Raw genomic sequence first — 13,518 nt, 5'->3', positions numbered from 1 at the left:
ATATGGTTGACTCCTTCATCACTAAATAAGGAATTTACTCAATAAGACTAAAAGAAAGGATGATCTCAATGTTTACAGCCATATTTGGATCATTTGAAGCAGGTATCATCTACGCGATTATGGCACTGGGTGTCTATCTTTCCTTTCGTATTTTGGATTTCCCGGATTTAACTGTAGATGGGAGTTTTGTTACTGGGGCAGCTTTGTCAGCAGTGTTAATCGCTGGCGGGGTCAATCCGTTTTTAGCAACAATTCTGGCGCTATTTGCAGGTTTTGCAGCGGGATGTGTGACGGGTCTGCTTCATACCTTTGGAAAAATTAATAATTTGCTATCGGGTATTTTAATGATGATTGCCCTTTACTCTATTAATCTAAGAATAATGGGAAGATCAAATATTCCATTACTAAATTCAGAAACTTCCTTTACGAAAATCGGTGAGGTATTCGAAAATCTGGGAGTGGATTCTTTTTTTAATGGTTTACTAGCGATGGTGGGTCTTGGTGACAGTCTTCCTGATACATGGGGAATATTAATTTTTATGATAGTCGTCACCTTTGTTATTAAGTGGTTTACGGATTTATTTTTACAAACGGAAATTGGTCTTGCAGTGAGAGCTACAGGTAACAATAAACAGATGATTCGCAGTTTCTCTGCCAATACAAACCTCCTCACCATCCTTGGGCTAGGGTTATCCAATGCACTTGTGGCTTTTTCAGGTGCTCTAATCGCGCAGCAAGGTGGATTTGCGGATGTTGGTATGGGTATCGGGATGATTGTGATTGGTTTAGCATCTGTTATTATTGGTGAGGCCTTATTTGGAACTAAATCCATTGCAAGGGCAACACTAGCCGTAATCGGAGGAGCGATTATTTACCGTATTGTAGTTACTCTTGCATTAAGGGTGGAATTCTTAAACCCGGGTGATATGAAGGTAATCACAGCGTTAATTGTCATCATTGCTTTAACAGCACCAAAACTAGTTGAACAAGCGAAAGAGAAAAAGCGTAAAGCGCGGAAAAGACAAGAAATGTTATATATGTTAAAGGGTTCAGCAGAGGGAAAGGGTGAAGGCTATGCTGCAATTGAGTCAGATACACAAGATTTTTAATGAAGGTACACCAGACGAAAAAATTGCGATTGATCAAATTAACCTAACCTTAAAACCAGGTGATTTTGTTACAGTAATAGGCAGTAATGGTGCAGGGAAATCGACTTTAATGAACATTATATCTGGAGTCTTGGCACCCGATATCGGTGAAATTCAAATTGCCGGAAAAAACGTAACCGCGATGTCAGAGTACAAACGATCAAAAATGATTGGACGGGTATTCCAGGACCCAATGGCAGGAACGGCTCCTAGTATGACGATTGAAGAAAACTTGGCGATGGCTTACTCACGGAATAAAACGCGAACCTTCAGGCGAGGAGTTACCAAGAAAAGACGAGATTACTTTCGGGAGGTGCTTGAATCCTTGCATCTCGGCTTAGAAAACCGGTTAAGTGCCAAGGTCGGGTTGTTGTCTGGAGGAGAACGTCAGGCATTATCGCTGTTAATGGCAACCTTCACTGAACCTTCTATTTTACTTCTTGATGAACATACGGCTGCACTTGACCCATCGCGAGCTGAATTAATCACCAATTTAACACGGGAGATTGTTGGGAAATATCAACTTACAACGTTAATGGTCACGCATAATATGCAGCAAGCGATTGATCTCGGGAATCGCTTAATTATGATGGATAAAGGTCAAATCATCTTCGAAGTTGATGCGGAAAACAAGAAAAACCTAACCATCGAAGGATTATTAGAAGAATTTAAAAGAATTCGCGGCGTACAAATGGCAAGTGACCGAGCAGTTCTATCATAAAACGATTGAGAAACAACCTAGATTAGGGATGTTTCTTTTTTTTGTGTGGTATGGGGGTAAAGTGGAGAGACGAATCTTTACTACTCAAAAGCGGTATTGCTTCACCGGCCGCTCTTGAGTGGACAGGTGTGTATCACGTAAACTATATTCTGAATATTATTAATTAAGTGATAATAGGAGGAATATAAATGAAAGATAAACGTCTAAAAGCAGAAGAGCTTGTTAATGATTTTTTCCCGGTTCGGGATGTAGACTATATCGAAATTTATACAGGTAATGCCAAGCAAGCAAGCCACTATTTTTGCACGGCATTTGGATTTAAACCAGTTGCTTATTCCGGCCTTGAAACGGGAAATCGTGAAACTGCTTCCTTTGTTCTGCAACAAAGAAATATCCGCCTTGTTCTAACTGGTTCCTATAAAGAAGATACGCATGTTGCTCAATTAGTCAAAAAACATGGCGATGGGGTAAAAGACGTTGCTTTGTTAGTAGATGATGTTGATAAGGCCTATCATGCAGCGGTGGAGCGTGGTGGCATTGCTCTTGTACCGCCATATGAGCTGAAGGATGAAAAAGGGACAATTAAAAAGGCCGTTCTCGGTACATATGGAGATACCATCCATACGTTAGTAGAACGCAAAAATTATCAAGGTGTTTTCATGCCGGGCTTTGAGCCATATTCTGTCTATCTGCCAATTGAAGATGCAGGATTAATTGGTATTGATCATGTCGTAGGAAATGTAGAGCGGATGGAGGAATGGGTAGAATATTATTCCAAGGTAATGGGATTTATCGAGATGAAGCATTTTACGGATAAAGATATTACCACTGAATATTCCGCATTGATGTCAAAGGTTATGCATAATGGCGGTAGAATTAAGTTTCCCATAAATGAACCGGCAGAAGGGAAACGGAAATCGCAAATCCAAGAGTATCTAGAATTCTATAATGGTCCAGGTGTGCAGCATCTTGCAATTTTAACAGAGGATATTGTCTCGACGGTTGCTATCTTGAAAAAGAATGGGGTGGAATTCCTAAATACGCCAAGTACGTATTATGAGGACCTAGGCCAGCGAATTGGAAAAATTGACGAAGAAATCGAGAAGCTTCGCGAATTAAATATTCTTGTTGACCGTGATGATGAGGGGTATCTGCTACAAATCTTTACGAAGCCGATTGTTGATCGACCGACACTATTTGTTGAAATTATCCAGCGAAAGGGCGCTCGTGGGTTCGGTGAAGGCAACTTCAAGGCGTTATTTGAATCCATCGAAAGAGAACAGGCAAGACGCGGGAACTTATAATTTTTATTTCCGAAAAAGGGGGAAGTTTTCTCCCTTTTTCAAAGAGTTTATATAGAAAAGAGTGGTGAGAGAAATGGATGTGTCACCAGATACAATGGAATGGAGAGACGCTTATAAACTATTAATTGGCTCCATTTTGCCTCGTCCGATTGCCTTTGTGTCAACGGTGGATGAAAATGGTATCGCTAACGCCGCTCCATTTAGTTTTTTTACTGCAATTTGTGCAGATCCGATGCTCATTTGTTTTTCACCGATGAGAAGGGGAAGTGATGGGGCCAAAAAAGATACCCTTATTAATATTGAAAAAACAAAGCAATTTGTAATCAATATTGTTAGTGAAAATATGGCACAGCAAATGAATGATTGTGCGGTTGAATTCACTCCTGAAGTAGATGAAATGGAAATAACCGGCTTAACAAAAGAGTCAAGTCGTCTAGTAAAGGTGCCGCGTATTAAGGAATCCTTGGTTCATTTAGAATGCGAGATCTACCAGGTGTTGGATTTTGGTGACAATGCGGGTGCAGGGAGTCTTGTAATTGGGAAAGTTTTGAATATCCACATTGAAGATGATTTATATCATAACGGGAGAATCGATACCATGAAGCTTCAGCCAATTGGCAGAATGGCAGGTAATACCTACACCAATCCATTGGGAAAAACGTTTGAAATTTTTAGGAAATAGAAATGGGGTGAGGTTCTGAGATTTGTAACCTTTGAAAAAAGTGATCAAACTATAAGGTCAGGAGTTCTATTAGCTACTGACCTAATTGTGGATATGTATGAAGCAACAAACGGCATTTTGCCGGAAAAACTGATAGACTTTCTGGAACAGAGTGAGCAAAATATGCAACCTGCTTCACAACTCTTACTTCTTACAGCAGAAGATAGGGGGGTATATCCGTTACATGATGTTACACTATTGGCGCCGCTGCCGGCTCCCAAGAGCTTCCGAGATTTTTACGCTTTTGAGCAGCATGTGAAATCAGCAAGGGAAAACAGAGGACTGCAAATGATCCCGGAATGGTACCAACTACCAGTCTTTTATTTCTCTAATCATCTTGCGATCAAGGGACCTGAAGAAAATATTCCTTTGCCACATGACTGTAATTGGCTAGATTATGAGCTGGAAGTGGCGTGTGTCATCGGAAAACAAGGCAGGAATATTTCAGCTGCTGAAGCTGACAAATACATCTTTGGCTATTGTATATTAAATGACTGGAGTGCTAGAGATCTTCAGAGGAAGGAAATGAAAGTAGGCTTAGGACCTGCGAAGGGGAAGGATTTTGCCACCTCGATAGGACCTTGGATTATTACCAAGGATGAGATGGAGAATTGCCGGTCTGGTAAAGGTTTTGACGTTTCCATGAAAGCGAAGGTTAATGGTGTGCTTCTTTCAGAAGGAAATATGAAGGATATCTTTTATTCGTTTGCTGAAATGATAGAGAGGGCATCTGCAGGGGTTACTCTTTACCCTGGGGAGATCATTGGTTCTGGTACCGTTGGGACAGGATGTATCCTAGAACTCGGTACAGAGGTACATCGCTGGTTACAACCCGGTGACGTCATTGAATTGGAGATTGATAAACTTGGAGTATTAAAGAATACGATTGTAAATGATTAAAGTGAGGTGAGGGGATGTATTACCGGCAAATGGGAAGGATTCCGCAAAAACGCCATACCATGTTTAAAAAAGATAATGGGAGTCTCTTTCGTGAACAGGTAATGGGGACACGCGGTTTTTCAGGAACGCAATCGATTCTTTATCACCATTATATGCCAACGGAAGTGCTAAAAGCGGAGCAACTTAGCAGGTATTTGCCTGAATATGAAGATCAGCAAGCGTTAAAGCATCGGCTTTTTTTGACCAACAAGACGATTAAAACAGGAGATGCACTTACAGCACGGGACTATCTATTAGGAAATCAAGACTTATTAATAGGAACTGCTTCTGTAAATGAGCCGATGAAAGGTTATTACCGTAATGGTGATGGAGATGAAATGATGTTTATTCATTACGGCTCAGGGAAGCTTGAAACGATGTTCGGAAGTATCACCTATCGACCAGGAGATTACCTGTTGATTCCGATTGGGACGATCTACCGGTTGGTTCCAAATGAGAATGAAATAACAAAAATCCTGTTTATTGAATCGTTTAGCCAGATTACCACACCAAGACGTTATCGAAATGAATACGGGCAAATGTTAGAGCATAGTCCGTTTTGTGAGCGGGATATCCGTGGACCAGAAATACTGGAGACCTTTGACCAAAAAGGAGAATATGAGGTGTTAACGAAATCACGGGGATTCATCCATTCACATGTATTGGGACATCATCCGTTAGATGTTGTCGGCTGGGATGGTTATCTCTATCCATGGGCATTTAATGTTGAGGATTTTGAGCCAATTACAGGAAGAATTCATCAGCCCCCGCCTATTCATCAAACCTTTGAGGGGAATAACTTTGTGGTATGTTCATTTGTACCAAGGTTATTTGACTACCATCCAGAAGCAATCCCAGCTCCTTACTATCATAGTAATGTCAATAGCGACGAACTACTTTATTACGTTAAAGGTAATTTCATGAGTCGTAAAGGGGTACAACTAGAGTCCCTAACTCTCCACCCAAGCGGCATTCCACATGGTCCGCATCCTGGAAAGACGGAAGCGAGCATTGGGAAAAAAGAAACACATGAACTAGCGGTTATGATTGATACCTTTCATCCGCTTAAAGTGGTCAAGAGTGCCCACCAGTTCGAGGACACAAATTATATGTTTTCATGGGTGGAGAAATAACTAAATAGTTTAGTGAAGCAATCCGATGATCGGTACATTGGATTGTTTTTTTTTGAAAAAAACCATAAGATAAGGATTATATATATGAAAATGATAGGATTGAAAAGATAGATTTTATTTGGAGGTGATAATCATGAACTTAAAATCCGTTCATTCGAAGTTAAAAAGTCATACCCCTAAAATTTTGGGGAGTGATAAATTTTCAAAGTTTGCTGTAATGGTACCACTTATCCAAAAAGAAGATGGCATTCACGTCTTGTTTGAAATACGCTCCCTTCACCTAAGAAGGCAGCCTGGTGAAATTTGTTTTCCGGGAGGAAGAATTGATCCGCAGGACATAGATGAAAAAAGTGCAGCAATAAGGGAAACGATAGAGGAATTAGGAATAAGCAGGGAGAATTTATCGGAAGTTCTACCGCTTGATTTCATGATTTCTCCTTTTGGAATGATGATTTATCCATTTGCAGCCATCATCGAGAATCCAGAGATGATTAACCCCAACCCTGCTGAGGTGGGCGAGGTATTTACAGTACCGTTAACCTATTTTATCAATCATGATCCGGATATTTACCATCTTCATTTTAAAGTTGAGCCGGAAGAGAATTTTCCTTTTGATTTAATTGTCGGTGGTGAGAATTATAATTGGAGGACCCGCTCACTGGATGAATACTTTTACATTTATGAAGAGAAGGCTATTTGGGGACTAACCGCAAAAATTCTATCCCATTTTATTGAAATAATGAAAAAGTGATGATTATCCAGGATAATTGATAAAATTATCCCTGGATATTTTTTACTTTGTCCTTCCTAGAAAAACAAATGTATTTTTACAGGAGAAAAAAACACTTGATTATTTTCTGAATATGGATAAAATTAAGATTATACTTTTTGGGATAGGTGATGTAGTGATGAAGGTTGTAAAGTTTGGTGGATCCTCTTTAGCATCTGGAAATCAAATCGAAAAGGTTTTTCAGATTGTAATGGCTGATCCAGAGCGGAAAGTTGTTGTTGTATCTGCTCCTGGGAAGCGGTTTGCTGAAGATGAGAAGGTAACGGACTTGTTGATAGAGTGCGCAGAGTTGTGTTTGCAAGATAGTAATCCAAAGCAAAAGTTTGACGCCGTTATGTCAAGATATTCCTCCATCGCAGCTGAGTTAGCTCTCCCTAATGAGGTAATTAGTGAAATACATCACGATTTATCTGAAAGATTAAATGGGGACAGAAGCAAACCAGATCGTTTTATGGATCTCCTGAAGGCTAGCGGTGAGGATAATAATGCTAAACTCGTTGCTGCTTACTTTAGGGAGCAGGGTGTTGAGGCAACATATGTAAATCCGCGTGAAGCAGGATTGTTTGTCAGTGATGAACCGGGTAATGCACAGGTGTTACCAGAAGCGTATGAAAATTTATATTCCCTTCGTGAAATTCCAGGAATCATTATTTTTCCAGGATTCTTTGGCTATAGCAAACAAGGTGAAGTGTTCACCTTTTCACGGAGTGGCTCGGATATAACGGGTTCGATATTGGCCAACGGTATAAAAGCAACACTATATGAGAATTTTACGGATGTGGATGCAGTATTTTCTGTAAATCCAAACCTTGTTCATAAACCAACTGAAATAAAAGAATTAACCTATCGGGAAATGCGGGAATTATCTTATGCAGGATTTTCTGTTTTGCATGATGAAGCATTAGTACCTGCTTTCCGTGCTGGAATTCCAGTTCAAATTAAAAATACAAACAACCCATCAGCTCCTGGTACTCGAATCGTTTATACGCGCGATAATACCAATGGACCGGTTGTGGGAATTGCCAGTGATAAAGGTTTCTGCAGTATATACGTTAGCAAATACTTAATGAATAGAGAAATTGGCTTTGGTCGCAAACTTTTAAGTATATTAGAGGAATATGGCCTCTCCTATGAACATACACCTTCAGGAATTGATGATGTTTCTGTCATTTTAAGAGAGTCACAATTGGACCCAGATATGGAAAATGAAATAACCTGGAGAATTGAGTCAGAGCTACAAGCTGATGTAGTACGATTTGAGCATAGCCTCGCATTGATCATGGTCGTGGGTGAAGGAATGCGCAGGAATGTAGGAACGATGGCCCGGGCCTCTAAAGCATTAGCGAAGGCAGAGGTTAATATTGAAATGATTAACCAAGGCTCATCAGAGGTAAGTATGATGTTCGGTGTAAAAGAAGTCGATGAAAAAAGAGCCGTTCAGGCCTTATATGATGAGTTTTACGCAGCAGTAACCGTCTAACATGGAAAAAGCAGTTCTAAAAATTTATCTTAGACTGCTTTTTTCTTTATGTCTGCGTTAATTCAAATATTTTTTACAGGAGTAGAGGTTTATAAAAATTCCTTAAGATAACAAAGTGTCTTTTGGACTTAAAGGCAGACCCAGCTCAACCTTGCCGAACATTTCACCGAGATAGTCCATATTGAACGTAATATGCATTGAAGAGGCTTGCACATCTCTCCAGTAGCGCTGTAGAGGATTTTTTTCAAACATACTTCCTGCTCCGCTATGATCGATCATCGTTTGCATAGCATTTTTGCACAATTTAGCGGTAAATCCATAATTTTTGCGTAGACGCAGCCTTTCATAAGTATCGATTGGTTCTCCGGTACGGAGCCGCATTAATGATTTTTCCAACAGAGCTTCAGCGGCTTCAAGCATTGCGGACACTTCTGCGATGCGGATTTGTTGGTGTGTGTATTCTGATACATTTGCCCCTCTGACAGTCGATTTCTTTTTCATTGTGTTTTTCCATAAGTCATAAGCACCCTGGCTTGCGCCTAAAACGGAGGATGTGAGACAGACAGGCATAACAGCGTAAAGTGGATGCTGATATAATAGAATGTTATTTATCGTGCTACCAGGCCCTACTCCTGTTTGACACCATACTGCCATATCGATTGTTCTGTAATTAGGTATAAATACATCAGTTAGCTGGATATTATTGCTTCCCGTTCCCTTTTGTGCAATCGTTTCCCATGTATCTATTATGGTGAAATCACTTTTTGGAACGAGCATCATCATGTATTGTGGGGAATCATAAACCCTCTCCGGTCCCATAACGACAGAAATCATGATCCAGTCACTGTGATTAATCCCCGACGAAAACCCCCACTCACCACTAACGGTGTAACCTCCTTCAACCTGTTTGATTTCATTGCCCGGAAGTGAACCAAATGAAGAGGCGATACAAGCATCCGGGTTTTTCTCCCAAACCTCCTGTTGTGCTTCTTCGGGATAATAGGCAAGCATCCATGAATGCAAAACGAGCAATCCATAGCACCATCCAGCAGACGGGTCGGTTTTTGAAATTTTAGCTGTTGTTTCATGAAGTGCTTCAATATCTAGTTCATACCCTCCCCAACGCTTTGGCATCAACAGGCGAAGCAACTTGGCTTCAATGAATTCCTCAATGGTTTCTTTTGGTTGACGTCGAATTTTTTCAGTTAGGTTTGCACGTGATTGAATAGATGGAATTAACCTAACGACTCTCTTCATTGCTTCCTCACGGCTTAGTTCGGGAAATACTTTTTGCATGGATAGTCCTCCTATGTATATATTTACTTTTGTTTAACTATGATGATACATAAATTAACTTAATTATTGAAATATTTAAAAATAATATCGGTGATTAGGTTTTCTAATTACCAAAGGAGAGCGGTAATTGTGATATCATATATTTATTAAGCGTGGAGAACGAGAAGGAGAATGGTATGGATATCCGACAATTGCGTTACTTTATTGCGGTAGCTGAAGAATTAAACTTTACAAAAGCAGCACAAAAGCTTTTTGTGGGACAGCCTGCCGTGAGTCAGCAGATTGCTTCACTCGAAAAAACAATGTGTGTAAAACTCTTTAATCGCAACAAGCACTCCGTAGAATTAACTAATGCTGGTACGGTTTTTCTTAAAGATGCAAGAGAAATTGTGGAGAGACTTGGTCGTTCAATTGAAAATGCCCGTCAGGCTGAAGAAGGATTGGCAGGAACGATCAATATCGGTTTACTAAGTGTGTCTGTCAGAAGGTTATTACCTGTTGTCGTCAGGGCATTCAGGAAGAAATACCCGAAAGTAAAAATGAACTTCGTCTATTACAATACCGGACAAATTATTAAAACCCTTCAGAACGATGAAATCGATATCGGATTCACACTTTCGCACGGGCTTCAAAATATTGCTGGCGTGGAATACAAAACGCTATGGGAGCAACGGAAATGCGTGGTTGTTCCTTACGATCACCCACTAGCTAATGAAAAAGAAGTTTTACTTGAAAAGCTCGCTGGAGAATCGTTTGTGATGCTGAATCGTGAAGAATCTCTCCAAGGGTATGAGCATGTCCTTGCTATGTGTGCTGCTAAAGGCTTCTCACCTAATATCGTGAGCTCCGCTTCGCGAATTGATGCAGTACTAATGATTGTAGAAGCGGGGATAGGGATTTCGATCGTCTCTAAACATTTGCTAACCTACGCTAGTCCAGGTCTTAGATTCATTGATATTGTAGGAGATAATAACAGTGTAAATGTTGTCGCAGCATGGAAAAGTTCATCTTCTAATCCGTGTATCCCTCTATTTATTCAAGAAGTGAACCTAGCTCTTAATAACGGTGCCAGTCATTTCTCCAAATTTGTCGAAGATTGATAGGTTTTTAGATTGGTATTAATAGGCTACGTCTTTTCTTTATTTATCAAGGTTTCTACGGAAATTCCAGGTCCGCATTTATCAGATGGGGGCAGTTTATTCAACACAAGCTAATAAATAGACGGAACAATTCCGCTTAATTGGTAATTCGTATTAAAAAAGGCTTAAATAGACGGAGAGATTCCGCCTATTGACTCAAAAAATTCGAAAATGGGAGATTTTGCTTCACATTATCGGAAAACCTCCGCTTATTTTACTTTTGCTGGTTAGTAGCTCAAAACAGACCCAGTAAATATTTTTAGACTGCTTTTTTTATTTTAAATTAACTGATTATTGATAATATTCCTAAATTATTATAACATAACAATAAATATAACACTTGTTTCCTATTTAAAATATTTTTGGGATAGAAATAGGTACCAGCCAATAAGAGGAGGATTGTTGATGTCACAATTAAAAGAATTTCGTATGATCATGGATTCTATTAAATCTGTTTGGAAAAAGGAAAAAAAAGCAGCATTGGTGATGCTAATCGGTGTAAATGGTTCAGCATACAGGATGCCAGGAACAAAAATGATGATGGCAGAGGATGCCGAAATGATGGGAACAATCAGCGGTGGCTGCTTAGAAGGCGATATTTATGGTTTTGCCGAAAAGGCAATTCAGGGTGGTACACCATTTATAAAAAACTATGACTTAAGTGACAACGAAATATGGAGTTTAGGGATTGGCTGTAAAGGTTCACTAGAAATTCTGATCCTGCCAGCAAAAAAAGAAGATCCATTTTGGGAGTACACGGACAAGCTTATTAGCGAAGAAGTAGAATTTTCATTAGTTTTGGAAGTGCCAACAGGAATAAAGTCATTGGTAACAAAATACGGGGAAGTTATTGGTGACAGCGAGTACCTGCCTTCCAACGTGTATGATAAAGCCCTAAAAAGTCTAAAATCACAAAAACGTGCTGAAGTATTGAAATGGGAAGGTCGTACGTTTGTAATTGATATCATCCGTCCAGCACAGAAGTTAATTGTTGCAGGCGCTGGAAAGGATGCGATTCCAGTAGTTGAATTGGCTGCAAAAGCTGGGTTTGCTGTAACCGTTCTAGATCCACGAAGCGAATTTAATAAAGAGCGCTTTTTCCCTTCAGCTAACCATCTTGTCGAGCTTCCAGAAAATATTAACCCTGAAAATGTAAATGATGCATGGTGGGTGATTATGAATCATTTGCAAAGCCGTGATGAAGAGGCTCTCCATCTTGCTTTAAAAAGTAACCCAAAATACATTGGTGTATTAGGACCTGTTTCCAGAACACAAGAAATGATAGAAAATATAGGTGAGGATTTATCCATATGTGAAGATATTTATTCACCAGTTGGCCTGGATATTGGGGCAGAAACGATGGAAGAGGTAGCGATAAGCATTGTTTCTGAATTGATGGCAGTAAGAGCCAACAGTGAAGGGAAATCGCTAAAAGGAAAAGTGAAGATTCATGTCTAAAATAGGGGCAATTATCCTTGCAGCGGGATTATCAAAACGAATGGGGCAACCAAAACTTTTGCTCCCTCTAAAAGGTAAACCAATGTTTCGGTATCCACTTGAACTAGCAATTAGGAATCAGCTGGACCCTATATGTTTAATAGGTGGGCAGCATAGTAAGACATTCGAAACAGAGGCAGCAGATTTACTTAATGTAGACTATATTTGGAATCCAAATTATGAAGAAGGTATGTCTACATCATTAAAAATGGGAATCCAACATCTTAAGGAAGAGACGGATGCTGTATTCATTTTTTTAGCTGATCAGCCATTTGTACCAGATTTGGTTATCCAATCCATGATTGAACAGTATAGAAATGGAATCCGAATCGTACGTCCCGTTTATCAAGGGGATTTAGGACATCCTATTCTAATTGATAAAAGCTTATTTAAGGAATTTCAGAATATAACGGGTGACCAAGGCGGGAAAGAAATTATAAAGAAATATAAAAATCAAACAAGATTACTACCATTTGAGGATGCATTTTGGGGTATGGATATTGATACACTCAAAGATTATCAAACAGGTGAAAACTATTACAAAAAAATCACATATTGACATGAATTCTGTCCTGTTAATCTAGTATGTTTGTTTTTTGGATTAACAGGTTTTTGCTTGTTTCGGGTTTATTTTTCAGAAAATTGAGATAGGTTATTGACAATTTTATGAGATATATTATGATTAATAAATAAAAAGCTGTTTTGCATTCAAAACAAAAAATAAGAAAAATGGTAAAAATACATTGACTTTGAATTCTGAAAATTGTTACTATCGTAACAGTGGTAACATGTATACATGTATGCTAGATAGGAAATATGATTATGTTTTGTTCTATTTCTTTTTTTCTTTCTTGTTGATTGTATACAGGTATGCAATTAAAAATAATATTTGAGGTGAATCAGTATGAATATCAGTGGTACTGCAAAATTTAATGAGCCTGTTGAAACCATTTGGCAAGCACTTCATACGGAAGAAATTCTAATTAGTGCCATCCCTGGCTGTCAGTCACTCATTCTAAATGATGATGTGGAATATGATGTGAATCTCAAATTAGGTGTCGCATCTGTTAAAGGAGAATATACAGGAAAGGTCAAAATTGAGGATGTAGAAGAACCTGTTCATTACAAGCTTTATGCTGCTGGTAGTGGAAAACCTGGTTTTGTAGATGCAACACTTGAATGTAAAATTGAACCTTTAGAAGATGGGTGCCAGGTAGTCTGGACATGTGAAGCTGAAATTGGCGGAACAATTGCAAGCGTTGGCAATCGAGTCATTGGTGGAATAGCAAAGTTTCTAGCTGGCAATTTCTTTAAAGATGTTAAAAAACAGCTCCTTGCTAGAGCTTAATA

At 39.2% G+C, this 13,518-nt stretch carries 13 protein-coding genes; 12 read left to right on the top strand and 1 reads right to left on the bottom strand.

All coding sequences use genetic code 11. The features are described from left to right. The first annotated feature begins 68 nt into the window (after window positions 1–68). From BLR86_RS00145 to BLR86_RS00110, 8 genes are all read left to right on the top strand, one after another. Complete coding sequence (locus tag BLR86_RS00145) at window positions 69–1,109, top strand: ABC transporter permease (protein ID WP_090757643.1); 1,041 nt, start codon at window positions 69–71, stop codon at window positions 1,107–1,109. Next, the gene (locus tag BLR86_RS00140; protein WP_090757642.1) at window positions 1,075–1,869 is read left to right on the top strand and encodes an ABC transporter ATP-binding protein; all 795 of its coding nucleotides are present in this window, start codon (window positions 1,075–1,077) and stop codon (window positions 1,867–1,869) included. The genes BLR86_RS00145 and BLR86_RS00140 overlap by 35 nt, the downstream gene beginning before the upstream one ends. Before the next feature lie 188 nt (window positions 1,870–2,057). After that, window positions 2,058–3,173 carry a 4-hydroxyphenylpyruvate dioxygenase gene (gene hppD / locus BLR86_RS00135; RefSeq protein ID WP_090757641.1) on the top strand — a complete coding sequence of 372 codons (1,116 nt, stop codon included), beginning with the start codon at window positions 2,058–2,060 and terminating at the stop codon, window positions 3,171–3,173. A gap of 73 nt (window positions 3,174–3,246) precedes the next feature. Beyond that, complete coding sequence (locus BLR86_RS00130; RefSeq protein WP_090757640.1) at window positions 3,247–3,855, top strand: flavin reductase family protein; 609 nt, start codon at window positions 3,247–3,249, stop codon at window positions 3,853–3,855. Window positions 3,856–3,870: 15 nt separating this feature from the next. Further along, window positions 3,871–4,794, top strand: a complete 924-nt coding sequence (locus tag BLR86_RS00125) for a fumarylacetoacetate hydrolase family protein (protein ID WP_090757639.1) — start codon at window positions 3,871–3,873, stop codon at window positions 4,792–4,794. Between the two features lie 14 nt (window positions 4,795–4,808). Further along, entirely contained in the window at window positions 4,809–5,966 is a 1,158-nt protein-coding gene (locus tag BLR86_RS00120; protein WP_090757638.1) for a homogentisate 1,2-dioxygenase, read from the top strand. Between the two features lie 133 nt (window positions 5,967–6,099). After that, window positions 6,100–6,717 carry an NUDIX hydrolase gene (locus BLR86_RS00115; RefSeq protein ID WP_090757637.1) on the top strand — a complete coding sequence of 206 codons (618 nt, stop codon included), beginning with the start codon at window positions 6,100–6,102 and terminating at the stop codon, window positions 6,715–6,717. Window positions 6,718–6,874: 157 nt separating this feature from the next. Next, complete coding sequence (locus BLR86_RS00110; protein WP_090758200.1) at window positions 6,875–8,236, top strand: aspartate kinase; 1,362 nt, start codon at window positions 6,875–6,877, stop codon at window positions 8,234–8,236. Window positions 8,237–8,338: 102 nt separating this feature from the next. Here BLR86_RS00110 and BLR86_RS00105 read toward each other — a convergent pair whose 3' ends face one another. Further along, entirely contained in the window at window positions 8,339–9,493 is a 1,155-nt protein-coding gene (locus BLR86_RS00105; protein WP_175492737.1) for an acyl-CoA dehydrogenase family protein, read from the bottom strand. Window positions 9,494–9,708: 215 nt separating this feature from the next. Between BLR86_RS00105 and BLR86_RS00100 the strand changes: the two genes are divergently transcribed. From BLR86_RS00100 to BLR86_RS00085, 4 genes are all read left to right on the top strand, one after another. Next, window positions 9,709–10,632: a LysR family transcriptional regulator gene (locus BLR86_RS00100; RefSeq protein ID WP_090757635.1), complete on the top strand. Its 924-nt coding sequence runs from the start codon at window positions 9,709–9,711 to the stop codon at window positions 10,630–10,632. A gap of 444 nt (window positions 10,633–11,076) precedes the next feature. Then, window positions 11,077–12,129, top strand: a complete 1,053-nt coding sequence (locus BLR86_RS00095; protein WP_090757634.1) for an XdhC family protein — start codon at window positions 11,077–11,079, stop codon at window positions 12,127–12,129. Further along, on the top strand, window positions 12,122–12,727 hold the full coding sequence (locus tag BLR86_RS00090; protein WP_090757633.1) for a nucleotidyltransferase family protein: 606 nt from the start codon (window positions 12,122–12,124) through the stop codon (window positions 12,725–12,727). Before BLR86_RS00095 ends, BLR86_RS00090 begins: the two co-directional genes overlap by 8 nt. A 345-nt stretch (window positions 12,728–13,072) precedes the next feature. Continuing rightward, window positions 13,073–13,516 carry an SRPBCC family protein gene (locus BLR86_RS00085; RefSeq protein ID WP_090757632.1) on the top strand — a complete coding sequence of 148 codons (444 nt, stop codon included), beginning with the start codon at window positions 13,073–13,075 and terminating at the stop codon, window positions 13,514–13,516. Window positions 13,517–13,518 lie beyond the last annotated feature (2 nt).

The sequence above is a fragment of the Bacillus sp. OK048 genome, assembly GCF_900103525.1.
GTDB lineage: Bacteria > Bacillota > Bacilli > Bacillales > Cytobacillaceae > Neobacillus.
Note: the sequence above shows the minus strand (reverse complement) of the source record. Positions and strands in the feature narration are given on the sequence as shown.

What these genes read in the sequence shown, in the direction of transcription:
- hppD (WP_090757641.1), top strand. Translation starts at nt 2,058, where the DNA reads ATGAAAGATAAACGTCTAAAAGCAGAAGAGCTTGTTAATGATTTTTTC.
- BLR86_RS00130 (WP_090757640.1), top strand. Translation starts at nt 3,247, where the DNA reads ATGGATGTGTCACCAGATACAATGGAATGGAGAGACGCTTATAAACTA.
- BLR86_RS00085 (WP_090757632.1), top strand. Translation starts at nt 13,073, where the DNA reads ATGAATATCAGTGGTACTGCAAAATTTAATGAGCCTGTTGAAACCATT.
- BLR86_RS00090 (WP_090757633.1), top strand. Translation starts at nt 12,122, where the DNA reads ATGTCTAAAATAGGGGCAATTATCCTTGCAGCGGGATTATCAAAACGA.
- BLR86_RS00140 (WP_090757642.1), top strand. Translation starts at nt 1,075, where the DNA reads ATGCTGCAATTGAGTCAGATACACAAGATTTTTAATGAAGGTACACCA.
- BLR86_RS00100 (WP_090757635.1), top strand. Translation starts at nt 9,709, where the DNA reads ATGGATATCCGACAATTGCGTTACTTTATTGCGGTAGCTGAAGAATTA.
- BLR86_RS00105 (WP_175492737.1), bottom strand. Translation starts at nt 9,493, where the DNA reads ATGAAGAGAGTCGTTAGGTTAATTCCATCTATTCAATCACGTGCAAAC.
- BLR86_RS00110 (WP_090758200.1), top strand. Translation starts at nt 6,875, where the DNA reads ATGAAGGTTGTAAAGTTTGGTGGATCCTCTTTAGCATCTGGAAATCAA.
- BLR86_RS00145 (WP_090757643.1), top strand. Translation starts at nt 69, where the DNA reads ATGTTTACAGCCATATTTGGATCATTTGAAGCAGGTATCATCTACGCG.
- BLR86_RS00115 (WP_090757637.1), top strand. Translation starts at nt 6,100, where the DNA reads ATGAACTTAAAATCCGTTCATTCGAAGTTAAAAAGTCATACCCCTAAA.
- BLR86_RS00095 (WP_090757634.1), top strand. Translation starts at nt 11,077, where the DNA reads ATGTCACAATTAAAAGAATTTCGTATGATCATGGATTCTATTAAATCT.
- BLR86_RS00120 (WP_090757638.1), top strand. Translation starts at nt 4,809, where the DNA reads ATGTATTACCGGCAAATGGGAAGGATTCCGCAAAAACGCCATACCATG.